The 25,982-nt window shown below is 63.9% G+C and carries 22 protein-coding genes and 1 pseudogene; 14 read left to right on the forward strand and 9 right to left on the reverse strand.

Annotated features, from left to right (window positions below; all coding sequences use genetic code 11):
• Window positions 1-241: 241 nt before the first annotated feature.
• Window positions 242-1,621 (forward strand): LLM class flavin-dependent oxidoreductase, encoded by a 1,380-nt coding sequence (locus EDE08_RS12900; protein ID WP_131869089.1) that lies wholly within the window; start codon window positions 242-244, stop codon window positions 1,619-1,621.
• 147 nt (window positions 1,622-1,768) lie between these two features.
• Here the strand turns inward: EDE08_RS12900 and EDE08_RS12905 are convergent, their stop codons facing one another.
• The 4 genes from EDE08_RS12905 to EDE08_RS12920 form a co-directional block, all read right to left on the reverse strand.
• Window positions 1,769-3,430 (reverse strand): thiamine pyrophosphate-binding protein, encoded by a 1,662-nt coding sequence (locus tag EDE08_RS12905; protein WP_131869088.1) that lies wholly within the window; start codon window positions 3,428-3,430, stop codon window positions 1,769-1,771.
• Between the two features lie 288 nt (window positions 3,431-3,718).
• Window positions 3,719-4,222 carry a GFA family protein gene (locus tag EDE08_RS12910; protein ID WP_131869087.1) on the reverse strand — a complete coding sequence of 168 codons (504 nt, stop codon included), beginning with the start codon at window positions 4,220-4,222 and terminating at the stop codon, window positions 3,719-3,721.
• A gap of 162 nt (window positions 4,223-4,384) precedes the next feature.
• The gene (locus tag EDE08_RS12915; protein ID WP_131869086.1) at window positions 4,385-5,512 is read right to left on the reverse strand and encodes an alkene reductase; all 1,128 of its coding nucleotides are present in this window, start codon (window positions 5,510-5,512) and stop codon (window positions 4,385-4,387) included.
• A gap of 119 nt (window positions 5,513-5,631) precedes the next feature.
• Window positions 5,632-7,128, reverse strand: coding sequence for an aldehyde dehydrogenase family protein (locus EDE08_RS12920; protein WP_131869085.1), 1,497 nt, complete (start codon window positions 7,126-7,128; stop codon window positions 5,632-5,634).
• Window positions 7,129-7,308: 180 nt separating this feature from the next.
• On the opposite strand from EDE08_RS12920, the gene EDE08_RS12925 reads away from it, so the two are divergent.
• Complete coding sequence (locus tag EDE08_RS12925; RefSeq protein ID WP_131869084.1) at window positions 7,309-8,154, forward strand: SDR family NAD(P)-dependent oxidoreductase; 846 nt, start codon at window positions 7,309-7,311, stop codon at window positions 8,152-8,154.
• 168 nt (window positions 8,155-8,322) lie between these two features.
• On the opposite strand, the gene EDE08_RS12930 is transcribed toward EDE08_RS12925, so the two are convergent.
• Window positions 8,323-8,529: a hypothetical protein gene (locus EDE08_RS12930; protein WP_061879056.1), complete on the reverse strand. Its 207-nt coding sequence runs from the start codon at window positions 8,527-8,529 to the stop codon at window positions 8,323-8,325.
• Between the two features lie 280 nt (window positions 8,530-8,809).
• Between EDE08_RS12930 and EDE08_RS12935 the strand changes: the two genes are divergently transcribed.
• A complete protein-coding gene (locus tag EDE08_RS12935) occupies window positions 8,810-10,081 on the forward strand; it encodes a DUF892 family protein (RefSeq protein ID WP_061879057.1) in 1,272 nt (423 codons plus the stop codon).
• 34 nt (window positions 10,082-10,115) lie between these two features.
• Here the strand turns inward: EDE08_RS12935 and EDE08_RS12940 are convergent, their stop codons facing one another.
• Window positions 10,116-11,498 (reverse strand): glycoside hydrolase family 3 N-terminal domain-containing protein, encoded by a 1,383-nt coding sequence (locus tag EDE08_RS12940; protein ID WP_131869083.1) that lies wholly within the window; start codon window positions 11,496-11,498, stop codon window positions 10,116-10,118.
• Between the two features lie 187 nt (window positions 11,499-11,685).
• Between EDE08_RS12940 and EDE08_RS12945 the strand changes: the two genes are divergently transcribed.
• The 3 genes from EDE08_RS12945 to EDE08_RS12955 are packed head-to-tail and all read left to right on the forward strand — an operon-like array spanning window position 11,686 to window position 15,498.
• The gene (locus EDE08_RS12945) at window positions 11,686-13,191 is read left to right on the forward strand and encodes a DUF4153 domain-containing protein (protein WP_131869082.1); all 1,506 of its coding nucleotides are present in this window, start codon (window positions 11,686-11,688) and stop codon (window positions 13,189-13,191) included.
• 19 nt (window positions 13,192-13,210) lie between these two features.
• Window positions 13,211-13,915: a response regulator gene (locus tag EDE08_RS12950; RefSeq protein WP_131869081.1), complete on the forward strand. Its 705-nt coding sequence runs from the start codon at window positions 13,211-13,213 to the stop codon at window positions 13,913-13,915.
• Window positions 13,912-15,498 carry an ATP-binding protein gene (locus tag EDE08_RS12955; RefSeq protein ID WP_131869080.1) on the forward strand — a complete coding sequence of 529 codons (1,587 nt, stop codon included), beginning with the start codon at window positions 13,912-13,914 and terminating at the stop codon, window positions 15,496-15,498. Before EDE08_RS12950 ends, EDE08_RS12955 begins: the two co-directional genes overlap by 4 nt.
• 83 nt (window positions 15,499-15,581) lie before the next feature.
• Here EDE08_RS12955 and EDE08_RS38410 read toward each other — a convergent pair whose 3' ends face one another.
• Entirely contained in the window at window positions 15,582-15,722 is a 141-nt protein-coding gene (locus tag EDE08_RS38410) for a hypothetical protein (protein ID WP_165935896.1), read from the reverse strand.
• A gap of 79 nt (window positions 15,723-15,801) precedes the next feature.
• Between EDE08_RS38410 and EDE08_RS12960 the strand changes: the two genes are divergently transcribed.
• The 4 genes from EDE08_RS12960 (at window position 15,802) to EDE08_RS12975 (ending at window position 20,185) form a co-directional block, all read left to right on the forward strand.
• Window positions 15,802-16,371 carry an alpha-ketoglutarate-dependent dioxygenase AlkB gene (locus EDE08_RS12960; RefSeq protein WP_131869079.1) on the forward strand — a complete coding sequence of 190 codons (570 nt, stop codon included), beginning with the start codon at window positions 15,802-15,804 and terminating at the stop codon, window positions 16,369-16,371.
• Between the two features lie 310 nt (window positions 16,372-16,681).
• Window positions 16,682-17,611: an alpha/beta hydrolase gene (locus EDE08_RS12965; protein WP_131869417.1), complete on the forward strand. Its 930-nt coding sequence runs from the start codon at window positions 16,682-16,684 to the stop codon at window positions 17,609-17,611.
• Between the two features lie 166 nt (window positions 17,612-17,777).
• Window positions 17,778-19,001 carry an ABC transporter substrate-binding protein gene (locus EDE08_RS12970; protein ID WP_131869078.1) on the forward strand — a complete coding sequence of 408 codons (1,224 nt, stop codon included), beginning with the start codon at window positions 17,778-17,780 and terminating at the stop codon, window positions 18,999-19,001.
• Window positions 19,002-19,270: 269 nt separating this feature from the next.
• Window positions 19,271-20,185 carry an AbiTii domain-containing protein gene (locus EDE08_RS12975; RefSeq protein WP_131869077.1) on the forward strand — a complete coding sequence of 305 codons (915 nt, stop codon included), beginning with the start codon at window positions 19,271-19,273 and terminating at the stop codon, window positions 20,183-20,185.
• A gap of 215 nt (window positions 20,186-20,400) precedes the next feature.
• Here the strand turns inward: EDE08_RS12975 and EDE08_RS39385 are convergent, their stop codons facing one another.
• On the reverse strand, window positions 20,401-20,535 hold the full coding sequence (locus tag EDE08_RS39385; protein WP_283810552.1) for a hypothetical protein: 135 nt from the start codon (window positions 20,533-20,535) through the stop codon (window positions 20,401-20,403).
• Window positions 20,536-20,950: 415 nt separating this feature from the next.
• On the opposite strand from EDE08_RS39385, the gene EDE08_RS12980 reads away from it, so the two are divergent.
• The 3 genes and pseudogenes from EDE08_RS12980 to EDE08_RS12990 form a co-directional block, all read left to right on the forward strand.
• Window positions 20,951-21,568: a hypothetical protein gene (locus EDE08_RS12980; protein WP_131869076.1), complete on the forward strand. Its 618-nt coding sequence runs from the start codon at window positions 20,951-20,953 to the stop codon at window positions 21,566-21,568.
• A complete protein-coding gene (locus EDE08_RS12985; protein ID WP_131869075.1) occupies window positions 21,555-22,319 on the forward strand; it encodes a hypothetical protein in 765 nt (254 codons plus the stop codon). Before EDE08_RS12980 ends, EDE08_RS12985 begins: the two co-directional genes overlap by 14 nt.
• A 60-nt stretch (window positions 22,320-22,379) precedes the next feature.
• Window positions 22,380-22,895, forward strand: a pseudogene (locus tag EDE08_RS12990) (ABC transporter substrate-binding protein); the annotation flags it as partial.
• Window positions 22,896-23,123: 228 nt separating this feature from the next.
• On the opposite strand, the gene EDE08_RS13000 reads toward EDE08_RS12990, so the two are convergent.
• Window positions 23,124-24,686 carry an adenylate/guanylate cyclase domain-containing protein gene (locus EDE08_RS13000; RefSeq protein WP_165935897.1) on the reverse strand — a complete coding sequence of 521 codons (1,563 nt, stop codon included), beginning with the start codon at window positions 24,684-24,686 and terminating at the stop codon, window positions 23,124-23,126.
• Between the two features lie 192 nt (window positions 24,687-24,878).
• Between EDE08_RS13000 and EDE08_RS13005 the strand changes: the two genes are divergently transcribed.
• Window positions 24,879-25,973, forward strand: a complete 1,095-nt coding sequence (locus EDE08_RS13005; protein WP_131869072.1) for an enolase C-terminal domain-like protein — start codon at window positions 24,879-24,881, stop codon at window positions 25,971-25,973.
• Window positions 25,974-25,982 lie beyond the last annotated feature (9 nt).

Raw genomic sequence — 25,982 nt, forward strand, 5'->3', positions numbered from 1 at the left:
CGGGCTACGTAGGCCATCGAAAGTGGCAGGGGGCTTGGAGAGTTTCTTGGAGTTTCTCTTGTAGTTCGCTTGTAATTTTCTTGGGATTTCGTTTCTGCTCGCTCGAGATCGGCTTGCCAGGCGTGGCGGCACCGCTGATTTTGACCTTGCCAACCCCCAAACATATGCAAGAACTTCGCCAAGTTGGGGCGCACATCTATCATTCGAAGAGCGCTCAGTACAGGGCGCCGAGGGGACCAGCATGGCCAAACAGATCAGGCTCAACGCCTTTGCGATGAATTGCGTCGCACACCAGTCACCGGGCCTGTGGACCCATCCGCGCGACCGCACCGCCGACTATAATCGCCTGCCCTATTGGATCGATCTCGCCAGGACGCTAGAGCGCGGCCGTTTCGACGGGCTGTTCCTGGCGGACGTGCTCGGGGTCTACGACGTCTATGGCAACAGCCCTGACGCAGCCTTGCGCAATGCTGCACAGACGCCTTCGAACGAGCCGCTGCTGCTGCTGTCGGCGATGGCAGCGGTGACGCAGAATCTCGGTTTCGGCGTCACCAGCAATCTGTCCTTCGAGCCGCCCTACCCGTTCGCACGGCGGATGTCGACGCTCGATCACCTCACCGAGGGGCGGATCGGCTGGAACGTCGTCACCGGCTATCTCGACAGCGCCGCGCGCGGTGCCGGCAAGGACAGGCAGACCGGGCACGACGACCGCTACGACATCGCCGACGAATATATGGAGGTGGTCTACAAGCTCTGGGAAGGGAGCTGGGAGGACGACGCCGTGCTGCGAGACCGGACGCGCGGCATCTTCACCGATCCTGCAAAGGTCCATCGCGTCAATCATGAAGGCGCGAACTACCGCATCAACAACACCATTCACCTCAGCGAGCCATCGCCGCAGCGCACGCCGGTGCTGTACCAGGCCGGCACCTCGCCGCGGGGCCGGCAATTCGCGGCCAAGCATGCCGAATGCGTGTTCATGTCGGGGCCATCAGCCAAGGTGATCGCGCCGCGCGTCTCCGCGATCCGCCAGGAGGCCGCCGCGCTCGGCCGCAACCCGGCCGAGATCCTGATGTTCTCGATGATGACGATCATCCTCGGGCGGACCGAAGCCGAGGCGAAGGAGAAATACGCCGACTACCGCCGCCACATCAGCCCCGAGGGCGCGCTGGCGCTGATGTCGGGATGGACCGGCGTCGATTTCTCCGGCTACGACCTCGACCAGCAGGTCCGTCATGTCCAGAACGACGCCGGCCGCAGCGCGATGGACAACGTCACCCGCGCCGATCCTGACCGCGTCTGGACCGTGCGCGACGTCATCGAGCATGTCGGCATCGGCGGCGCCGGCCCAGTCGTGGTCGGCACGCCGGAAAGCGTCGCCGACAAGATCGAGGACTGGTTCGAAAAGACCGATGTCGATGGCCTCAACGTCGCGTTCGCGATCTCGCCCGGCGATTTCGAGGACATCGCCGACATGCTGGTGCCGGAGCTGACCCGGCGCGGACGGTACAAGAGCGAGTATGCCAAGGGCTCGCTGCGGGAGAAGCTGTTCGGCAGCGGACGTGCGAGGTTAGGCGCGCCGCATCCCGCGGCGGGGTATCGGGTGGGGAGGAAGGGATAGCTGCCACACACTCGCTGTCATGCCCCGGCTTGACCGGGGCATCCAGTACGCCGCGGCTCCTCGCTCCATCACAACCGTCTCTGGACTACTGGATCGCCCGGTCGAAGCCGGGCGATGACACCGAGTGTGCGGGAGCTTGATCGCGCCTCAGACCTTGCCGTCCACCATCACCTCGATCAGCTTCGTCCCCGGTCGATTGAACGCCGACGCCAGCGTGCCCTTCAACTCCCTGGGATCACTGACCTTGATCGCCTCGCACCCCAGCGCCCTGGCGATGCCGGCGAAATCCACGGGCGGATCGACGAAGTCCATGCCGACGTAGTTGTCGTCGCCATGGAAGGCGAGCAGGCGCTGCTTGATGATGCGGTAGCCGCCATTGTTGACGATGATGACGTTGAGCGGCAGCTTGTGGTGCGCCGCCGTCCACAGCGACTGGATCGAATACATCGCGCTGCCATCGCCCGAAAAGCAGACCACAGGACGATCGGGATTGGCGATGCTGGCACCGACCGAGGCCGGCAGTCCCCAGCCGATGCCGCCGGAGGCAAGGCCATGATAGCCGTAGCGATCGCGGTGCGGCCGCAGCGCCGTGATCTGGCGGCTGGACGTGAGGCCTTCGTCGACGAGGATGGCATTGTCAGGCATCGCCTCGATCATTTGCAGCACCAGGAAGTCCGGATCGATCGGGCTGCGGCCAGCGCTCTTGCTGATCTGCTCGACCAGCTCGGCGCGGCGCGCGGTCCAGTTCTTCGGCGCAAGCTCGGCAAGACGCTGTCTTGCACGTTGCGCCAGTGCAGAGCCACCCATCTCCTTCAACATCGGGATCAGCGCGCGCAGCGTTTCCTTCAAATCAGCCTTCAGCGCGATCTCGGCGCCGTAGTTCTTGGCGATCTCCCAATCGACGAGGCCGACCTGCACGATGCCAAGTCCGTCCGGCAGCGCATCGACCTCGCTGTAGACCGACATGCGCAGGGGATCGCCGCCGAGCGCGATCAGGAGATCGTAAGGTGCGAGGGTATCGCGCGCGGCCTTCTGCACGCGCGCGAGCGTGCCGACGAAGCTCGGGCTTTCGGAGAGGAAATGCGCGCCATAGGGCGTGGAGGATTGATAGGCGGCAGCACCCAATAGCTCTGCGAGCTCCGCCGCCTCCTTCAGCGCATCGCTCTTGACCACCTCGTCCATGGTAACGATCACGGGACGCTCGGCCTTGAGCAGGCGGGCGGCGAAAGCCTTCAGCGCTTCATCCGATGGTCTTGTCCGCGCATCGATGCGGGTGGACCGGCCGAGATCGATGCCGGCCTCGCTGTTGAGGATGTCGCCGGGCAGCGAGATGAACACCGGTCCGGTCGGCGGTGTGGTCGCGACCTTGGCGGCGCGGCGGACGATGCGCGGCAGGTCCTCCAGCCGCGTCACCTCGACCGCCCATTTCACCAGCGGCTCGGCCATCCGCACCAGCGGTCCATAGAGCACCGGCTCCATCAGGCCGTGGCCCTGCTCCTGCTGGCCGGCCGTGAGGATCATCGGCGTGCCCGTGAACTGGGCGTTGTAGAGCGAGCCCATCGCGTTGCCGAGGCCGGGCGCGACGTGCACGTTGCAGGCGACGAGCTTGCCCGAGGCGCGGCTGTAGCCGTCGGCGATTGCGACCACGAGGCTTTCCTGCATCGCCATCACATAGGTGAGATCGGGATGATCCTTCAGCGCGTGCATGATCGGCAGCTCGGTGGTACCGGGATTGCCGAACAGATGCGTGATGCCTTCGTCCTTGAGCAGCGCGAGAAACGCGGAGCGGCCGGTGATCTTGTTCTTCATGTTTCCTCCAGGAGCGGGCATTGCCGCAAGGACTGAAGGCATGATGGCCGAGATCTTGGGAGGCGCGCAAGGAAGCGTGGTCATGGCTGCGTTGCGCGAGAGCCCCACTCGCGTGTCCCGGACGCGGCGCAACGTGCAACGTTGCGGCGCAGAGCCGGGACCCAGATTCGCTTCGCGTTCGCGGCTGCATGGGCCCCGGCTCTGCAGCGCACCGCACCGGACGATGCTTCGCATCGCCGGGGGCGCTGCGCAGCGTCCGGGGCATGGGAGCTGAGCACACGGCCCACGTTACATCTCCTCCCGGCCGAGCTCGAACGGATCCTCGCCTCTCGCGCGCTTCTTCTTTTTCGAGCGCTGCCACACCACGCCCGGAAACCCCTTCAGCGGCACCAGCGGCTCGCCGGTATAGGCCCATTCCTGCAGCTCCTCGATGGCGATGTGATAGAGCGGCTGGCGGCCGGTGCGCTCCGTGAACAGCGCACGGGGGATGTTGACCATGTGCGGCCCGCGCGGACGTTCGTACATGATCGGCGTACCGCAATGGGAGCAGAAGCTGCGCGTGGTCTTCGTGGCCCTGTCCTCGTAGTGCGTGAGCGCGGACTTGCCGGATGTGATGCGAAAGCGCTTCTTCCAGCTTCCGACATAGGTTGCGTAAGCCGCACCATGGGCGCGGCGGCTGGCGGCCGAGTGATCGTGCCAGGCCCAGCGCGCGGGAACGTCGATCTCGAAGGCGACCTTGCCGCAGAGACACTGGCCGGTGGCTATACCTGCGGCGGCTGCGGCTTTGGCCATTGTCTTCTCCGTCGTCATTGCGGCTGACGGTGGCGCGACACCCTAACTCGTCATTCCGGGGCGATGCGAAGCATCGAGCCCGGAATCCATCTCACCTCCGGGTATGCGGTCGGGTGGATTCCGGGCTCGCGACTTCGTCGCGCCCCGGAATGACGGAGCAAGTTATGCCGGCGTCAGTTCGTCATACACCGGATAGTCCGTATATCCCTTCTCCTCGCCGCTATAGAACGTCGCCCGGTTGTACGGCGTGATCGGATAGCCGTGCTCCAGACGGCGCGGCAGATCGGGATTGGAGATGAAGATGCGGCCGAACGCGATGATATCCGCATGGCCGTCGGCGATCGCCGCGTTCGCGGTCTCGCCGGTGAAGCCGCCGGCGGTCATCAGCACGCCGCTGTAGAGCGGGCGGAACAGCACCATTGCCGAGGGCACATTGTCCCAATGGACGTCGGCGCGGCCGGCACCGCTGGAGCGCGGTTCGATGAAATGCAGGTACGCCAGGCCAAGCTTGTCGAGCGCCTTCACGACATGGGTGTAGAGCGGCATCGGATCGGGCTCGCCGGAATCATTGGCGATGCCGTGCGGCGACAACCGGACGGCGACGCGGTTCGCCCCCCAAACGTCGATCGCGGCCTGCGTGACCTCGAGCAGAAGGCGCGCGCGGTTCTCGATTCCGCCGCCATATTGATCGGTACGCTGGTTGCTGCGCGACTGCAGGAATTGCTCGAGCAAATAGCCGTTGGCGCCGTGGATTTCGACGCCGTCGAAGCCCGCGGCGAGCGCGTTTTTCGCACCCTGCCGGAACGCTTCCACGATGCCCTTGACCTCATCGGTCTCCAGCGCGCGTGGCGTCTCGTAGTCCGCAATCTTGCCGTCGGCCGTCATCGCCTTCATGCCCTCGGCCTTGATCGGAATCGACGAGGCCGACACCGGCAGCGCACCGCCGTGGAAGGAGGAGTGCGAGACGCGGCCGACATGCCAGAGCTGGAGGAAGATGATGCCGCCCTTGGCGTGCACGGCATCCGTCACCTTGCGCCAGCCGGCGATCTGCGCATCGGAATAGATGCCCGGCGTCGCCGGATTGCCGCGTCCGTGCGAGAGCACCGGCGAGGCCTCGGCGACGATCAGGCCGCCTTGCGTTGCGCGCTGGCCGTAATATTCGGCATTGAGCGGCCGCGGCGCAAAGCTTTCGCGCTCGGCGCGCATGCGCGTGAGCGGCGCCATCGCGACGCGATGCGCGAGCTTGTACGGACCCACCTGCAACGGTTTGAACAACGCCGGAAATTTCATGCTGGCCCCAATTTTCCATGGAAGGATGCTGATCATATAGCGTGGGGCGGCCACCCGGAAAGGCGCCGCCCCACAAGAAGCAGATATTCCCCCTCGCGGAACGCGACGAGGAACAGGCCTTACGCCGTCTTGATCCAGACCGCCTTCACGTTGAGATATTCCTCGACGTGCTGCTTGCCGGACTCGCGGCCGTAGCCGCTCATCTTGTAGCCGCCGAACGGCACAGCCGGGTCCATCGCCTGGTAGCAGTTGACCCATACCGAGCCGGCGCGCAGGCGCTTCGCCACCGCATGGGCCTTGCTGACATCGCGCGTCCACAGGCCGGAGCCAAGACCGAACGTGGTGGCGTTGGCGCGCTTGACCAGCTCGTCCATGTCCTTGAACGCGATCGCGGAGATGACGGGACCAAAAATCTCCTCCTGCGCGATGCGCATGTTGTCCTCAACGCCCGCGAACACCGTCGGCGAGACGAAGAAGCCCTTCGACAGCGCACCTTCGGTGACGCGTCCGCCCCCGGCGAGCGCCTTGGCGCCTTCCTTCTGGCCGATATCGAGATAGCCGGTGACGCGCTCGAGCTGCTGCTCGGAGACGAGCGGTCCGATCTGCACGTTCGGATCGAGGCCGTTGCCGACCTGCAGCTTCTTGCCGAACTCGGCGACGCGGCCGACGAATTCGTCATAGATCGAGTGCTCGACGAACAGGCGCGTACCGGCGCTGCAGATCTGCCCCGAATTGGCGAACACCGCCATCGCCGCGCCCGGCACGGCTGCGTCGAGATCGGCATCCGCGAACACGATGTCCGGAGACTTGCCGCCGAGCTCGAGCGAGACGCGCTTGAGGTTGCCGGCGGAGGCACGGATGATCGACTGGCCCGTGACATGCGAGCCGGTAAAGGCGACCTTGTCGACGTCATGGTGCGAGGCGAGCGCGGCGCCCGCCGTCTCGCCATAGCCGGGCACGACGTTGATGACTCCGGGCGGCACGCCTGCTTCCATCGCGAGCTCAGCGATGCGCAGCGAGGTCAGCGGCGCTTCTTCCGCCGGTTTGAGCACGACGGTGCAGCCGGTCGCGATCGCGGGGCCGATCTTCCAGATCGTCGCGGTCAGCGGCCCGTTCCAGGGAATGATGGCGCCGACGACGCCGATCGGCTCCTTCAGCGTATAGGAGAAGATCTCGCCGGGCAGCGAGTTCTCGATGGTCTCGCCGTGGATCGCCGTGGTCTGGCCGGCGTAATAGCGCAGCATGCCGACGGCGCGCAGGCGATAGGCGCGGGTGCGGCTGAGCGGCGCGCCCATGTCGAGCGTGTCGAGCTGCGACAATTCGTCGAAATTCTTCTCGACGAGGTCAGCGAGCTTCAAGAGCAGGTTCTGCCGCTCGAAGGGCTTGACCTTGCTCCAGGGGCCTTCGAAGGCGCGGCGAGCGGCGGCAACCGCACGATCGATGTCCTCCTTGTCGCCTTCGGCGACGGTGGCGAGCAACTCGCCGGTGGCGGGATTGCGGGTTTCGAAGCGCTTGCCCGAGGCTGCATCGACCCACTTCCCGTCGATCAGCATCGGCTTGTAAGATCCATTTGCAAACGGATGGCGCGTGATCGGAATAGCCTGCGACACAGCCATGGCTGCACTCCCTGTCAGGTGATTGATTGGCTCGATCTGGGCGGGATCGTTCGATCGAGGATACAGCCGGGCTGGTTAGGCGTAAAGGCAGCGCCGAACGAAGACCTCCCATGCCGACTTGTGCAGGGCTGGACTGCCGCCATGTTATAGCTCGACCGACGCCCTCCACGGAGACGATCCATGCCACATCCCGCCATCGTCAAAGACAATGTTGCCGTCATCACGGGCGGCGCATCCGGCATCGGATTTGCCGCCGCCACCGCCTTCGCGCGCGCTGGGATGAAGGTATGTGTCGCGGATGTCGACGAGGCACGGTTGGCGGAGACTGCAACAAAACTGTCATCCGTCACGGCACCCGCAAACGTGATGACATCCGCCGTCGATGTCAGCACGGTCGAGAGCGTGACGGAACTGGAACGCGCGGTGCGCGAGCGGTTTGGCGGCACCGACATCCTCATGAACAATGCCGGCATCCAGCCCGGAAGCACACTGTTCGGCGAGCCCGACCATTGGCAACGCATCATCGGCGTCAACATGTGGGGCATCATCAACGGCTCGCGAATCTTCGCGCCGAACATGATCGCGCGCGGCAAACCGGGCCTGATCATCAACACGGGTTCCAAGCAGGGCATCACCACGCCGCCGGGCGACCCCGCCTACAATGTCTCGAAAGCCGGCGTGAAAGCGTTCACCGAGGCGCTCCAACACGAACTGCGCAACACGAAGGGCTGCCACATCACGGCACATCTGTTGATCCCGGGCTTCGTCTTCACCGGCCTGACCGCCAAGGGACGCACCGAGAAGCCGGCCGGCGCCTGGACGCCGGAGCAGACGGTCGATTTCATGCTGGCACGGCTGGAAGCCGGCGATTTCTACATCCTCTGCCCGGACAACGACGTGCCCCGGGCCCTCGACGAGAAGCGCATGCTCTGGGCTATGGGCGACATCGTCGAGAACCGCCCGCCATTGTCGCGCTGGCACCCGGACTATGCCGATGCGTTCAAGAAGTTCGTGGAGGGAGAATGATTCTTCTTCCTTCTCCCCTTGTGGGAGAAGGTGGCGCGAAGCGCCGGATGAGGGGTTGTCGCCACGAATACGACTGAGAGAGGACTCGCGGAGAGAAACCCCTCACCCGGCTTCGCTCCGCGAAGCCACCCTCTCCCGCAAGGGGGCGAGGGTGCAGCTGCGAATGGGTTACAACGTCTCTTGCTTGTGCCCACACTGCTTGCAGGCGAACTTGACGCGGGCCTGGCCCTTTTCCGCCTGGACCCGGTTCGGGGCGCCGCATTTGCCGCAGACCGCCTCGATGCGGGTCGTGCCCTGCTTGACGACGATGGTCTTCTTTTCCATCGATTCGCGGATCAGGCGTTCGGCCTCCTCGCGCAGGGATTGTTTCGACAAAGCTCGTCTCCGCCTCTGAAAAGCGCGAGAGCCATAACGCACCTGCATTCGAAGCACAATGCGTGATGAGACCGCCGGCCCCTCGACCGCATTGCGAGCTGGTCCACTGGCGCGGGGGAGCGGCGGAGGCCCATAGCTCCGTCGCTGCTCTATTGCCGGGACAGGCTCAGGCCGCCCCGCCAGACCGATCTGGAACGAAATCCGAATTTTGGGATGACAAGGAACGAACATTCCAAGGGCCCGTTGTCGCCGTAGTTTCCCTCATAGCGCGAGCCGTCCCATGTACCACCACGTCAAGAAGCTGATGTTCACCGTGCGCGTCGACGAACCCGATCCGCGCTTCGGCAATATGCTCCTCGAGCAGTTCGGCGGCGCCAACGGGGAACTTGCGGCGGCGATGCAATATTCGATTCAGGGGCTGAACTGCGAGGATCCCGACCGCAAGGACCTGTTGATGGATATCGGCACCGAAGAGCTCAGCCATCTCGAAGTCGTCGGTTGCCTAGCCCGGATGCACCTCGCGCCTTCGAAGAACGACCGCCAGGCGGCCGAAGCCGATCCGCTGATTGCGATTGCCGGCGGCGGCGGCGTCAACCTGTTCAATTCGCAAGGCAATCCCTGGACTGCCGACTATCTCAAGATCACCGGCGAGCTCGACGTCGATCTCCGCAGCAACATCGCCGCCGAAGCACGGGCAAAGATCGTCTACGAACGACTGATCAATTTCTGCGACGACGCCGGCAGCAAGGACGCGCTGCAGTTCCTGATGACGCGAGAGATTACACACATGAAGGCGTTCGCGCGAGCGCTCGAAAGCCTGTCCAAGCCGGCCTTCAGCATCGGCCGGATTGCTCCGACGCCGGGCCTCGTGAACCAGTATTTCAACGATTCCACCGGCAGCGGTGATCACGGCGAGATCGACACCCGCGGTCCCTGGAACGAAGGCGAGGACTGGGTATTCACGGAATCGCCTGCGCTTCAGTCTTCTGATCCCGGCGCGGCCCCATCGATCGTCGCGGAGAGTTCGTCGCCCGTCGACGAGGCCGGCCTCACCGACCTTCTGCTTCACGAGCTGCGCGACATCCTCCATGCCGAGAAGCAGTTGACCAAGGCGCTTCCCAAGATGGCTCAGGCCGCGCGCTTCGACCAGCTGCGCGAACTGTTCGAGCAGCATCTGGCCGAGACGGAGAACCAGGTCGAGCGCATCAACGAATGCTTCGAGCTGCTCGGCGAGAATGCGCGGGCCAAGCCCTGCAAGGGCATGATGGGCCTGATCGAGGAAGGCCAGGAAGTCATGAAGGAAGGCGAAGAGAAGGAGGACGCGGCCGCCGACCTCGCGCTGATCTCGGCGGCCCAACGCGTCGAACATTACGAGATGTCCGGCTACACCACCGCGCGCAACCTTGCGCAGCAGCTCCGGCACAGCGCCATCGTCGCGCTGCTATCGAAGTCGCTCGCGGAAGAGGAGAACGCCGATCTCCTGCTCAATCAGGTGGCGCGGTCGCTGATGTCCGTAGCGAAGATGCCCGCGGCGCTGGAGCAGGCAGAATAGACAGCGCCCGTCGCGACGCGCAGACTCGCCGAGCTCAACCGCCCCGCGCCATCGCGCGCGGGGCAGCAGGCATGCCCATCATCCCAAGTGTGCTTCCAACGGGTGAGACCGCTGCGGCCTGTGCGGCCGGCGAGCGCAGTTCCAACCGCGCCGCGCTCGCGCGCAGCATCGCCGCGTCGAGCCTGCCCTGCCGCGATGCATCCAGGGCGCAGGAAAAGACCCGATAGAATTGCGCGCCGTCATAGGCAACCAGTAGCATGTCGACACCGGCATTGATCGCCTCGACCACGGCCTTGCAGACATCGTTCTGGTAGATCGCGCCCATGACGAGATCGTCCGTCATCACCACGCCCTGGTAACCCCATTTCCCACGAATGATTCCCTCGACCACACGCTTCGAATGCGATGCGGCGCGGTCGGGATCGACAGCGGTGAGCGTGACATGGCCGACCATCAGAGCGCTCCGCGAGTGCGACAGCACCGCGCGGAACGGCAGCCAATCGGTTGCCTCCAATTGCTTCACCGGCGTATCGAGACTGGCGCTGAAATGATGCGTGTCATCGCGCACGCGCCCGATGCCGGGGAAATGCTTGAGCGTGGCACCGACGCCCGACTCTTCCAGCCCCCGGACATAGGCGCTAGCGATCGTGCTGACGACCGCGGGATCGGCCGCGATCGCGCGCTGGCCGATCAACGTGTGAAAATCGAGGCGATTGCGGCGAACCGGCGGCTTCAGGTCGAGCACCGGCGCGAGATTGAGGTTGACGCCGAGATCGGCAAGCTCTCGGCCGTGGATGCGGCCAAACTCTTCGGCCCTGGCCTGCTGCTCGTCGGGAGCGAGCCCGGCGAGCGTCGCCAGGGCCGGCACCTTGGTCAGCGGCGGCGCGAGATGCCCGACGATGCCGCCCTCCTGATCGGCCGCAACGACCAGCGGTGGTAGGCCTGCGGCGCGCCGCTTGTCCTGAAGCGCCGCGATCTCGGCCCGCAGCGCCTCGATCGTCCGTCCCCGGATGTTGTGCCGGGTGACGTAGACCCCGCCGATCAATCCCTGCTCGGCGAGACGCGCGACCTCGGGAAAAGAGGAATAGCCAACCATGAAGTGAGGCCCGAGCTGGCGCGCCTCGGCGGCGCTCGCGCTGAGAACCTCGTGCTTGCGCAGCTCGAACCTGACATGCGCCGCCAACATCAAAACCGGCGGCAGGCACCAGAGCATGACGAGCAGCTTGCCCGCAATGCTGCGCCAATGCCCACGACGCAGCAGGACGATGACGACCAGGATGCTTGCGACGACAAGCGCGACGTTTCCGGCGCCGCGTAGCACGAGCAGGTAGGGATCGTTCTTGTTCGCGGCCACGAACGCCGCGAGAAGCGCGGCAGGCCAGAGCAGGATGAGACCGAGGCGATTGAGAAACTGCATGATGCGTCAAGCCCAAGGTGATGAACGCATCGCACCTATCAAGGCGACTGCCACTGCGCGAGGGGGAAAAGCCTGCCTGCACGAAAACTGCAAAAGATCCCTGAAACCGTGCTGACATCCATCCCGGTTTCTGCGCAAGCGCCGTTCAGACTCCGTCACGACACCCTTCACGGAGAATCTTCTGGACATGACGAGCCTGGCTTCGACGTCGACGACGGACACTCAACCGATCAGGCCTTCGGCGCTGTCGGCCAAGCTTGCAATGGCATTGATGCTCGCCGCACTTGCCGACTTTCTGCTCTACGGCCGGCGGATCGGACTGTCGCTGGTGATCCTGGCCGTCGCGATTGCCTGCGCCTCGCTGCTTGCCAACCGTGCGGCGCTGGACTTTCGCCGCGCAGTGACCGGCGGCGCGATCGTTGCACTCGGTCTCGTGCCGGCCGTGGAGGAGCTCACTCCGCTCTCGTTGCTGATCCTCGTCGCAGCGCTGGCCATCGCCTTGCTGCTCGCAACCAATCCGGAGACGACCAGCCTCGCGGACCGCGCCCGCGCGCTGCGAAACCTTGTCCTGTTCGGTCCCTTCAGATTCTTTCCCGACGCGCTTCAGGTCTTCAACATGTCGGCGTTCACCCGCGGCATCGCGCTCTGGCTGATGCCGGTGGTGCTGAGCACCGTGTTCGTGGCGCTGTTCGCCGCCGCCAATCCGGTGATCGAGCAATGGGTGTCGCTGCTCAATCCGAAGATCATCCTCGAATATGTCAGCGTCCCGCGCGTGCTGTTCTGGACCTTGATGCTGGCGCTGGTCTGGCCGTTCATCCATGTGCGCTGGCGGCGCAAGAAGGTTGCCGCCGCCACCGAAACCGACCTCGCGGGCCCGCCGCCGCCGCCCTTCATCCCGCCGGAATTTCTGGGCCCCTCCACCATCCTGCGCTCGCTGATCCTGTTCAATCTGCTGTTCGCGGCACAGTCGATTCTCGACGGCATCTATCTCTGGGGCCACGTCGCGCTGCCCGACAATGTGACCTATGCGTCCTACGCCCATCGCGGCGCCTACCCGCTGATCGCGACCGCGCTGCTCGCTGCCGCCTTCGTTCTGGTCGCGATGCGACCGGGCGGACCGGCCGAGAAATCGAAGGTGATCCGGCCGCTGGTCTATCTCTGGGTCGGGCAGAACGTGCTTCTGGTCGCCTCCTCCATCCTCCGCCTCGATCTCTATGTCGACATCTACATGCTGACTTACTGGCGTATCGCGGCCTTCGTCTGGATGGGGCTGGTCGCGCTCGGACTGGTCCTGATCGTGACCCGCATCGCCCTCAACCGGTCCAACCAATGGCTGATCAGCACCAACCTGATCGCGTTGACGATCGTGCTGTACGGCTGCTCGCTCGTGAACTTCGACGCCTTCATTGCCGACTACAATGTCACCCACAGCCGGGAAGCATCGGGCCAAGGCGTGCAGATCGACATCAACTATCTCCTGACGCTCGGGCCACAGGCGCTGCCCGCCATCGACAGGGCGATCGCGCTGCGGCCCGGCGCCAGCGAGGGCTGCCTTGTGTCGCGCCGCGACCGCCTTGTAGAACAGCAGCGCCGGGACCTGGCCTGGCGGAGTTGGAGCTTCCGAAGCTGGCGGCTCCAGCGCAGGCTGGACGCCCGGGCGGAAACCAGGTCCGGCAGCCGGTTGGCGGGCTGACGAGACAGCGGAGAATTTCTTGGCGAATCGCATTCTCATCGTCGACGACGAGGGCCACATCCGCGAGGTCATCCGCGTCGCCCTGAAGAAGGCCGGCATGGACGTGATCGAGGCGCGCGACGGCAAGGAGGCGCTCATCCGCTTTGCCGCCGACAGGCCCGATCTGATCGTGCTCGACATCGGCATGCCCGAGTTCGACGGCCTCGACGTCTGCCGCGAGATCCGCAAGACGTCCGACGTACCGATCCTGTTCCTGTCGGCGCGCGACGAGGAGATCGACCGCATCCTCGGCCTCGAGATCGGCGGCGACGACTACGTGACCAAGCCGTTCAGCCCGCGCGAGCTGGTGGCGCGGGTCAACGTCATCCTGCGTCGCCTCAACCCGCGCAATGGCGAGGCCAAGGCGGTCCCCACCGCGCTGTCGCAGGGCAGTCTCCTGATCGATCCCGAACAGCACGTAGCTTCATTTGCAGGGACACCGCTGAAGCTGACCGCGATCGAGTTCGGCATCCTGCGCGCCTTCCTGACCCGACCCACATCGGTTTTCAATCGGGAGCAGCTGATGCGGGCCGCCTATCAGCTCAACATCCAGGTCTCCGACCGCACCATCGACAGCCACATCCGCAACATCCGCGCCAAGCTCGCGGCGCTGGCTTGCGACAACGTCATCGAGACCATCCACGGCGTCGGCTTCAAGCTCGGCCGCTGCGAGAAAGAGGCATGAGCGCGGCGCCAGACAAATGGCGGCCGTCGCTGGGGCTGGTCATCTTCACGGTGCTGGCCACCGTCGCCATCCTGCCGCTTGTGGGCCTGTTCTTCTTTCGCCTCTACGACAACCAGCTCATCCGACAGACCCAGGCCGAACTGATCGCGCAGAGCCGCGTGCTGGCGACGATCTATGCTCAGGAGGTTGCAGCAAGGCTCGATAGCGGCCTCACGCTGGGCGCCGAGGTGCCACCGGGCGTGCTGCCCGATCCCGGTGACCAGGTCACGCCGATCCGCCCCGGGCTCGACCTCACCGCGAACGATCTGCTGCGGCGGCGGCCGGATGCCCAGGCTGCACCCCGGCCGGCGCAGCCCGCCTATGTCGAGATCGGCGCAAGACTGACGCCGATCATCCGCGAGACGCAGAAGGTGACGCTGGCGGGCTTTCGCATCCTCGATCCGCAAGGCGTGGTGATCGCCGGCCGGCAGGAGGTCGGGCAATCCCTTGCGCATATCGAGGAGGTCGCGGACGCGCTGCACGGGCAATACCGCGCCACCTTGCGCAACCGCGTGCCGGACAAGCCGCCACCGCCGATCTATTCCTTCAGCCGGGGCCTCGGCGTGCACGTGTTCTCGGCGATGCCGGTCATTGTCGACAATCGCGTCGCGGGGGTGATCTACGCCACGCGGACGCCGAGCAACATCTTCGACCACCTTTACCAGGAGCGGGCCAAGTTCGTGCTGGCGGGGCTGGCCGTGCTCCTCGGCACCATCGCGATCGGGCTCGTGTTCTCGCGCACCATCACGCTGCCGATGCGCGAGTTGATCGATCGCGCCGCCAGAATCGGCCGCGGTGACCGCGAGGCGTTCCGGCCGCTCCGGCACTACGGCACACGGGAGTTCGCCCAGCTCTCGCACAGCTTCCTCGGCATGGCCGAGCAGCTGGCGCGGCGTTCGGACTACATCGCGACGTTCTCGGCGCACCTCACCCACGAGCTGAAATCGCCGCTGACCTCGATCAAGGGCGCGGCCGAGCTGTTGCAGGATTCACTTCAGGGCAAGGCCGGGGGCCTGACGCCGGCCGAGCAGACGACATTCATCGCCAACATCCTGTCCGACACCCAGCGGTTGGATGCGATGGCACAGCGGCTGCGCGAGCTCGCCCGCGCCGAAAGCCTGCCGCAGAACGAGCGCACGGAGCTCGCGCCCGTGATCGCCGACCTCCGGAACAGGTTTCCGGCAAGCTCGATCGAAGCCAGCGGCAGCCTCGACCGGGCGATCGGCATGTCCGGCGAGAAGGCGCTGATCGTGCTGTCGCATCTCGCCGACAACGCGCTGCGGCACAAGGCGAGGACCATCAGGCTGGAGGCCGCCGACGAGCGCACGACCCTGCGGCTGACCGTGAGCAACGACGGCGAGTTGATCTCGGCGCCCAACCGCGACCGGATTTTCGATGCGTTCTTCACCACCCGCCGCGACCAGGGCGGTACCGGAATGGGGCTGGCGATCGCGCGTGCGGTGATGGCCAGCCATGGCGGCTCGATCAGGCTCAAGCCGACCGACGGCGGCGTCACCTTCGAGCTCCAATTCCCTGTGGCCTGAGGTGCGATGCGCATCGCCCCCCAGCTTTCTTGTTGAGGCATGATCTATCCGGAAAACCGCTTCACACTTTTCCGGATCATGCCTCAGATCGCGAACACCCAAGCGGCGACGATGGTGCCGATGGTGACGAGACCAGCGATGGTCCAGCCCGCGGCATATTCAAGCTCAGGATGACCGGTCGCCCGCATGATCTCGACCGGATCGGCGGTATGCTTCTCTGCCATGACAGCCTCGCACGTTTCTTCCCGCGTCATAGATAAGTCGCATCAGCCGCCATTAGGTTCCATCACGGAAATGCGAGGCATGACGCAGCTTGGTTTGTTCGCCGAACCGGAAGCGGGCCCTGCGGGGCTTCGCCATACGGACGACTTCATCGATGCGGCGGTAGAGCAGGGCTTGATCGACCGCATCGCAGCATGGCCGCTCCAGCGCTTCCAGTTCGGCGCCTTCGAGGGCAACCGCCGGGTGGCCTCGTTCGGCTATCGCTATGACTATTCGCTGCAGCGGCTGGCCGAGGCGGAGCCGGTCCCGGACTGGCTGCTGCCCGTCGCGCGGCAGGTCGAGGCATGGGCGCGGCTGCCGGCGGGTAGCGTCCGGCAGGTGCTGTGCACCGAATATGAGGTCGGCGTCGGCATCGGCTGGCACCGCGACAAGCCGCACTTCGACAAGGTCCTGGGCCTGTCGCTCGGCTCGCCCTGCAAATTCCGCTTCCGCCGCCGCAACGGGGACAGATGGGAACGCCACACGCTCGAGGCCCTGCCGCGCTCGCTCTACATGATGGAGGGCGAGGCGCGGTCGCAATGGGAGCACAGCATTCCGCCGGTCGAGGCGCGCCGCTACTCCATCACCTTCCGAACGATGAAGCGGGCCTGACAGGCCGGTCCAACATAAACTGCGAAAACAACCCCATGCACAGTAGGAAGCCATTTCCGGTGCGGGGCCAGATGGCGCCCGGCAACGGCTTGACGGACCGGGACAAAGTGGCTGCGCGGCGCAATCGTCGCGGGGCCCGCGGACTTGCACTCCAATCGCGGGTTTTTGCCAGGCTGAGGCCCGCGCCACGCCGGCCGCCTGCCGGGCGAAGGTGCCGTGAATTCGCCTCAACATCAGCCAACTAATGAGGCGAATTGAAAAGACAGGCCAAATCGGCAAGCCAATATCGGTCCGCGAGGCCGGCATCACCATGAAGAATTACCTGGCATTTTTCCTGCTTTTGACCATGACCGCGGCCTCCGCACACGGAGTTTTGCCGGCGCGGCTGTCGCCGCCCACCGGGCTCGTCCAGGCGGGCCTCACCGACAGCGACACCACCGCCGGCGGCACCGCCCGGCTGTGCGAGCAGGTCGCCTTCTCGCGCGGTCTGCGTTATGGCGAGAGCGAGGCCAACGTGCTCGACGTCGCAACCAGCGCGACCAAGGCGGACACGCCGCGGCCTGTGCTGCTGTTCGTGGCGGGCGACACCTTTACCGGCGACCGCGCGGCGCCGGAGTTGTCGCGCCAGATCCAGGACCAGGCCATGTGCTTTGCCGCGCGCAACGAGATGATCGGGGTCCGCGTCAACTATCGCCTGGCGCCCGCGGCGACCTGGCCCGCCGGCGCGTCCGATGTGGCGGCGGCGCTATCATGGGTTCACGGCAATATCGACCTCTTCAACGGCGATCGCCGCGAGATCGTCGCAGTCGGCTACGGCGCGGGCGCCTTCCATGTCGCCACCCTGCTGGCCCATCCCGAGTTGCAGACCGACGGCGCCGACGTCGCCGGCGTCGTGCTGGTGTCCGGGATCTACCGCGTCGGCAAGGAGGCGAGCGACAGCGAGAAGGCCTATCTCGGCACCGACCCCACCCAGTACGACAGCCGATCGGTCTTCCCCGGCATCCTCAATGTCGATGTGCCGATCGTGCTGGCCTGGGCCGTGGACGATTCCTCCGGCCTCGTGGCGCAGGGCGAAACCTTGAAGAAGACGCTCTGCGGCGCCGGCCACTGCCCGCGCAGCACGCTGCTGCGGAGCCGCGAAGGTATCGCGAGCGCCTTCGGCCTCGACGGCTCCGGCGAGAGCCTCGCCGAGCCGACGCTGCTGCTGGTGCGTCAGCTCGAGGCGCGCGGGCTGCCGTAGCGAAGGCTTGAGGGCACACAGCTGTAACAGAGCGTCAGCACGTCTGCCCCTTTAGGTCGAGGCCGTCAGCCCCGCCACTTTGAAGTGGGCGGCAAGCCACACGATTGACAAACGCTTGACCTAGACGGAGCGGCCTTGGTGTGGGGCCAACGACAAGGTGTCGAACATGCGCGTCACCGGCAGACTGCTGCTCGTGTTGATCGCCGCCTTCGCCTCGCTCGGGGCGATGTCCCAGCAACGTGCCGAGCAACCGGCAAGCAACGAGGAAATCCGCATCGGCAATGTCATGCCGTATTCGGGACCGCTCTCGGAGTTCGGCGCCATCGGCCAGGCGGAAGCCGCCTATTTCGACATGATCAACGCGCGTGGCGGGATCAACGGCCGCAGGATCCGCTTCATCACGCGCGACGACAATTCCGATCCGGCGACTGCGCTGGAGCTGACGCGCAATCTGGTCGAGACTGAGGATGTGCACCTGATGTTCGGCTCGTTCGGCACGCCCGGCAATCTCGCCACGCGCTGGTACCTGAACGAGAGGAAGATCCCGCAGCTTTTCGTCGCCTCCGGCGACGAGGAGCTGAGCAAGGCCAAGGCGTTTCCCTGGACCATGGGTTGGCAGCCGTCGTTCAGGTCCGAGGGGCGCATCTACGCCAACTACATCCAGGCCTACTACCCCAGGAAGAAGATCGTGGTGCTCTGGCAGAACGACCAGTTCGGGCGCATGCTCTACAAGGGCATCCAGGAAGGCCTCGGCGATCTCAACCGTCACGTCCTCGTCGACATCGCCTTCGACATTGCCGACGAGCATCTCGACGGGCACGTCTCGATCCTCAAACGCGCGGGCGCCGACATCTTCGTCTTTCTCGGCGTGCCGTCGACGGCATCCAAGGTGATCAAGCTGGCGGCGTCCTTCAACTGGCATCCGGTCTTCATCGTCAACGATGCCTCCGCCTCGATCGCCAATGCGATGGCACCCGCGGGCCTCGAGAACTCGGCCGGCGTGATCTCGGCGGCCTTTCTGAAGGATCCGAGCGACCCCGCCTGGAAGGACGATCCCGCCATGAAGGACTGGTTCGCCTTCATGGACAAATACCATCGGGTCGAAAGCACCAACAACAGCGCCGCACTCTATGGCTACGCCGCGGCCGAGGCGCTGACGCAGGTGTTGAAGCAATGCGGCGACGACTTCTCGCGCGAGAACATCATGCGTCAGGCGGCTTCGCTCAGGGACTATCATCCGTCCGTGGCGCTGCCCGACATCCGGATGAATACTTCGCCCAGCAACTACCTGCCGATCAGGCAGATGCGGCTGGTCCAGTTCGACGGCCGTTCCTGGCAGCCGTTCGGCGAGGTGATCGAGACGGCCTTCACGGAAGGCGCGGCAAGGTGAAGCGATTCAGGCTGCGGGCGCACGACGATCCATATGCGGACCTTTTGCTGGGCTCCCCCTCCCCAGCCCTCCCCCACAAGGGGGGAGGGAGCAGAGTGGGAGTGGGGCCGCGACAACATGCCCTCATCCACACTGCGCTGGTGAATGCCAACACCGGCTCGGTCCATTCGGCGAAGCTGTGCATAACAGAACTCGCACGTTTGAAGCGAACTACGGAAGCCAACGGGAAATGTTAGAAGCGGCACGCTCCCTTTCTTTAAGGTCCCGCTATGCCGTTGCTTGACGACATCATTACCGGCGCTGTAACCGAGCACACCCCCCTACCCACACTATTGCGGCAATGCCTAGTGCTTGCCCATCAACTTAAGAACGAGAAGCTCAAGGCTTGGGTCGAACAAGAGCTGAATGGATATAAGGACGCTGAGGCTCTTCCTGACTACCGTGTGGTGGGGGCAGCAGCGACCGGCTCCTTTGCTGGGCCGTTTGGAAACGTGCTGAACAATCAACCGCTGGCGTCGAGCATTTTGAAGGAGGATTTTCGCCATTGGGCGGAGAAGGTCTTCCTGACGCAGCCGATTGCGGCCTACGACGTTGGCAAGGATGAAGATGGAAGTCCCAACGGTGGGCGAATAGCTTGGCCGCAAGACCTCGTGAACATGTACTCTGACAAGTTCATCAAGGGATGGAGTCTGATCCGAGCTTCGCAACAAATACCGGGCACCGTTTTCACAGCGATCCTTGATACGGTGCGAACACGAATACTCCAGCTCGCCCTCGAACTGAAAGATGAACTCGGCGACGACACCAGCGATATTTTGGGACTTCCAGAAGCCAAGGTCGATCAGTCAGTTGTGAACCACATCTACGGTGGGAATGTCGTGGTCGCAGCATCTGCTCAGCAGTTCAGCCAACTGCAAAGCATGACAGTCACTCAGAATGACCTGTCGGGCTTGCTTTCGGCGATGAAAGAGCTTGGCTTGGTTGAGCAGGACGTAAAAAAGCTGGAGATCGCAGTAAAGGACGACGCCAAGACGGGATCGAAAACGGTAGGTCAGCGAACCGCTGAATGGCTCAAAGATATTCCGGTTGCCTTGGGAAATGGGACACTGAAGGTTGGATTCGACGCAGCTAGAGCCTTAGCTACGAAGTTTGTCCTTGGATATTTCGGCTTAGGTGGCAGTTGAACTGCTTCATGTCGATAAGCAGCCGCGAGCGTCCGCCCATCCGAACGACGTCCACGACCCGTCCAACATGCAGGCAGGGACTCTCATCGGCACTGTATCCTCCCCATACCGGCCACTACCTTTGGCCGACCGGCGCCAACGCGGCGGCCACCTCGCTTCACAGGCTGAGATGTTTGCATGGTTTGAATCGTGAGCCGATTGCAAATGAGCGTCAATCAAAGCCGGTGGAACGCGACCACCGACAGCACGATGGTCGGAGCGGCGCAAACGGCCAGCGCACCTTTGGCGCTGAGGCTCAGACCCAGGAATATAACATGCAGCACGGGATGGTCGGCTGCTTCCTCAGCCAAGATTCACAACGACCAGAGATTCGATTCCTTGCAACAGAATTGATTTACGCTTGGGGCACCAAAAAACTCTAGTCGCGAAATCCGGACTCACAACGACCGCGCTGAGTATCTGAATTATTTGAGGATTTCGCCGTATACTCGGCAAAATCCGTCAATCGAAAAAGTCTTACAAAGTCCGCCGTGAGTCAGATCACATTCGATATCAGCGGCCTACAATTGCTACCGCCCAGCGCGCATTTCCTGGTATCCGGCGGGTTAAATTTCTTCATCTCATCCGGTTGGGTGCAGAGATGGGGAAAGCCCCGGATAACCGGAACAAATAAGCAACTTCCCCTTGCCCGGAACTCTCAACCCATGGATACACGATAGGTAAGTGACAACGTGTGATTCGCCCCTCTAGTCTGGAAACCTAGTAATGGCAAAGAGTAGCAAGCCGACCGGGACCTCCCGGATCAAGTTGATTGTGCTGGACGCCGAAGTTGCTGACGACCAGATTCATACTTTGACCGCTGCCCTGACGAACGCGCTGCGCCCTGCGGCTCCAGCTCCGGCTTTGCGCCGCCTGCCACCTGCACCGCCTCAGTTGAACGGTGGCGGCGAGCCTGAGCAAGAGGAGATGGACTTCGACCGTGTTGATGCCGGCGATGAAGCTGAGGTCATCACGCTGAAGAAGCCTCGTTCCAGCTCGCCGCGCAAGCCTCCCAAGGCACCTGACGTAGTGGATATCGATATGAACGCGCCGTTATCCTTCTCCGACTTCTCCAAAGGGAAGGACGATGGCAGCCAGCACAAAAAGTTTCTGATTGCAGCCGCATGGCTTGCTGAGCACCGGAACGTCCCGATCGTCACCGATGGTCATATCTATACGTGCTTTCGGTCGATTGGGTGGTCCACCGCCATCAACGACTTCAGCCAGCCGCTACGCGAGTTGAAGGGTCGCAAGTTCTTCACGACACCGGAACGCGGTCATTACGAAATCAACCACATAGGGCTCGACTACGTGAATAAGAAGCTTGCCAATGGTGCTGAGTGAATTCGTGAACCAGGTGGCGGGCTTTGACAAGCTGCCACCAAGAGAAAAGATCAAGCTGATCGGTTGGTATCTTCACACATATGAGGGGAAGGAGCACTTCCACTCCGACCACATTCGCGCGTGTTACAAGACGCTTCATCTCGTCACCAAAGAGAACATAGGCCAGTCTCTGATGCGAATGGCCAGCTACAATACGCCAGACTTGGTCCGTGAGAAGCAAGGCTTTAAGCTGACGCGTCCAGTGCGAAGTCAGTTTGATACGAAGTATGGCAATCAACCGAGCATGCAGGCGGTCAGTAAGCTTCTGACCGACCTGCCGGGTAAGGTGCCCAACTCCTCGGAGAAGGTGTTCCTGAGCGAGGCCATCGACTGCTACCGCGTCAAGGCTTACCGCGCTTGCATCGTCATGACCTGGAATCTGGCATTCGACCATCTGTTGAACTGGATACTCAAGGACCCGGCGCGGCTGGATTCCTTCAATGCCGCCATCCCGAAGAAATTCCAGAGCCCTAAAAAGTCAGGCATCGTCATCAAGGATTACGACGACTTCTCCGATGAGCTGAAGGAATCAGAAATCATCGACCTGTGCAAAACCGCTCAGTTGCTTAACGACAATGTCGTCCGAACCCTTAGAGAAAAGCTGGGCAGAAGGAACACCGCGGCGCACCCATCAACCATGGTAGTTCTCCAGCCGCAAGCCGACGATACGATTTCCGATTTGGTCCATAACGTGGTGTTGGCACTCACCTAGCCGAACCGAAGGTGTGGTGGCCAAGGCACCTTCTCGACCGGAGCAGGTTTCTCGCGCTGATCGACGGCATCCAAGGTGATCAAGCTGGCGGCGTCCTTCAACTGGCATCCGGTCTTCATCGTCAACGATGCCTCCGCCTCGATCGCCAATGCGATGGCACCCGCGGGCCTCGAGAACTCGGCCGGCGTGATCTCGGCGGCCTTTCTGAAGGATCCGAGCGACCCCGCCTGGAAGGACGATCCCGCCATGAAGGACTGGTTCGCCTTCATGGACAAATACCATCGGGTCGAAAGCACCAACAACAGCGCCGCACTCTATGGCTACGCCGCGGCCGAGGCGCTGACGCAGGTGTTGAAGCAATGCGGCGACGACTTCTCGCGCGAGAACATCATGCGTCAGGCGGCTTCGCTCAGGGACTATCATCCGTCCGTGGCGCTGCCCGACATCCGGATGAATACTTCGCCCAGCAACTACCTGCCGATCAGGCAGATGCGGCTGGTCCAGTTCGACGGCCGTTCCTGGCAGCCGTTCGGCGAGGTGATCGAGACGGCCTTCACGGAAGGCGCGGCAAGGTGAGCTGACTCACCCGCGCTTGCCGGCCTACCCCCTCGCCAGCCCTCTGTTCACCTTGTCTCCGGTCTGAACACCCTCCCCGCAGCGAGCACCTGAAGTGATCGTTGGGTGCACCGAAGCTTCCAGGGCGTCATGGCCGGGCTTGTCCCGGCCATCCACGTATTTCCTCGCGGCACAAAGAACGTGGATGCCCGGGACAAGCCCGGGCATGACGACCTCCTGTGCCCGCCCTCACGCCGGCTTGAGCGAGGCCAGCGCGTTTTCCAGCAGCGAGCGCACGCGTGCGGCGTCGCCTGACTTCACCACGGCGGGGTCGAGATAGAGCTCGAGGCCCGGGGCGCGCTCGGTGATGATACCGCTGTTCTCCGCAGCAGTGTCGCTCAGCGCGTCCACCGAATAGGGAATGACCTCGCGGCTGATGCCCTTCATGGTGATCGCCGGCAGCGCATGGGCGCGGACGATGTCGCTGACGAGCGCGAAGGTCTCGTAGCTCAGCACGATGCCGCCGGGCTCGGCGATCGATTGCAGGCGCGCGGCGAGGTTCGCCTCCGCACCGATGATGGTGTAGTCCATGCGGTCCGCGCTGCCGAAATTGCCGACATTGCAATAGCCGGAATTGATGCCCATGCGGGAGCGGAACGGCTGCTCGATGCCGGAGGCGCGCCATTTCGCATTGAGCTCGGCAAGCCGCTGCTGCATGCGCCAGGCCATCTGCAGGCAGGCCTGCGCATCGGCGCGGTCGCCCCTGGTCTCGGGATCGCCGAAGAAGATCAGCATGGCGTCGCCGATGAACTTGTCGATGGTGCCGCCATATTCGTGGGCGATCGCCGACATTTCCGTGAAATATTCGTTGAGGAGCTGCGTCAGCTGCTCCGGCTGCAGCCGCTCGGCGGTCGCAGTGAAATTCTGGATGTCCGAGAAGAAGATGGTGAGCTTCTTGCGCTCGGTGTGGATGGTGACGTCCTTCTGGCCGGAGAAGATGCTCTTGTAGACCTGGGGCGGGATGTAGCGCGAGATCTTCATCGAGAGCGAGGCGAGGAAGTCGTTGGCGGATTCGAGCTCCTTGTTCATGCCCTTGATGCGGCGCGCCTGGCGGCGCTGCAGCGAGAGGAACGACAGGCCGCTGCCGGCGGCGATCACGAAATAGGCCAGCAGGAACTTGAACGAGAAGATGTTGGCGGCGATCGGCTGGGCGATGATCACCTCCTGGATGCCGCGGACATCGCCCACCTTCCAGTCCGTCTTCGGGCTTTCGGGGTGGCTGTTGTGGCAGCTCACGCAGGCCGGCCCCATGGTGACGGGGGCGACCAGGCGGACCTTGTCGTTGAACAGCGAGGTCTCGGTCTCGACGATCTTCTGCTCGGGATCCTTCCGCAGCGCATCGAGCGCGTCCTTCTCGAACTTGTCGAGCTGGTGCGGGGCACGGTTCTGGAACGGGAAGTCGGAGACGAAGCGGTAGGTGATGTTCTCCTGCTGCGCGCCGATCACCCGGCCGAGTTCGAGCGACAGCGTTGCCGGAATCGGGATCGCGCCGGGGATGGATTCGTAATTGTGCACCACCCGCGTCGTGCCGTTGGGATTGGCCAGCACCCGCCCGACCACGTTGGTCGCGTAGTAGCTGCGCACGCTCGTGATCACCGAGTTGAGATCGATGGCCTGCCGGCGCAGCGCCGTCTTGCTCAGCTCGGTCAGATCCAGCCACACCGCGAGCGGCAGGGCGAGGAGCAGGAAGGCGATCACGGCGCCCGTGAGAATGCCGCTCTTGCGCTGATCTTCGGCGATCTCTTGTTTCACTCTGTGGCTCCGCTGTGTGCGATTTTGTCGCAAACCCGTCGGGATCTGCGGCAAAGAATGCGGCAGCACAGAGCCAACAATCGCGGGCCTGCGCAACCCCATTTTATGGTGGTCGGGCGAAGCGCCCTTTTCGTTTCATCACGGATGTTTAAGATCGGCCGCGCCTGCATCCGCCCCCGCCGGGAGAAGCCCATGACCGAGACCGTTCGCATCAAACGCTTCCACGCGCGCCCCGTGATCGTGCCGATGAACCTGCCGCTCCAGACCTCGACCGGGGCAATCGCCAGGGCGCCGCTGCTGCTGATCGACTGCGAGACTGACCAGGGCGCGGTGGGCCATGCCTATCTGTTCTCGATCACGCCCTCGGCCTTGAAGCCGCTGACGGCGATGGTCACGGAAATGTCAGACCTGCTCGCCGGCGACGAGTTGCTGCCGGTCGAGATCGAGCGCAAGCTGACCCAGCGCTTCACGCTGCTGGGCCTCGCCGGTCTGCAACGGCTGGCCCAATCCGGCATCGACATGGCGGCATGGGACGCACTGGCCCGCACACGCGGCATGCCGCTGGCCCGCCTGCTCGGTGGCGCGCCGAAGCCGGTCAGGGCCTACAATTCGAAGGGGCTCGGCATCATGCCGGCCGGCGCCGCGGTGGACGAAGCCCACAAGCTGCTGGCCGAGGGCTTTCGGGCAGCGAAGATCCGCGTCGGCCGGCCCGATGCGCGGGAGGACCTCGCCGTCGTCCGCGCGGTGCGCAAGGCCGTCGGCGACGACATCACGCTGATGTGCGACTACAATCAGGCGCTGACGGTGACGGATGCCGTCCGCCGCGGCGAGATGCTCGACGACGAGGGCCTCACCTGGATCGAGGAGCCGATCCGCCACGACGATTATGCCGGCTGCGCCCGCATTGCCGACGCGCTGCATACCCCGGTCCAGATCGGCGAGAATTTCGACAGCGCCTTCTCGATGCAGGCGGCACTCTCGGCGGAAGCCTGCGACTACGTGATGCCCGACGTGCAGCGCATCGGCGGCGTCACCGGCTGGCTCCGCGCCGCCGCGCTGGCGCACGCCGCCGGCATCGAGATGTCGACGCACCTGTTCTCGGAGGTCAGCGCGCATCTGCTCTGCGTGACACCGACCGCGCACTGGCTGGAATATGTCGACTGGGCCGACGCAGTGCTGGCGACGCGGCTGAAGATCAAGGACGGCTTTGCGCTGCCGGGCGAGGAGCCGGGGAATGGCATCAAATGGGATGAGGCGGCGGTGAAGAAATATCTGGCCGGATCTTGATCCGGCAGA

The organism is Bradyrhizobium sp. R2.2-H, assembly GCF_004346455.1.
In the GTDB taxonomy this organism is placed as follows: Bacteria; Pseudomonadota; Alphaproteobacteria; order Rhizobiales; family Xanthobacteraceae; genus Bradyrhizobium; species Bradyrhizobium diversitatis.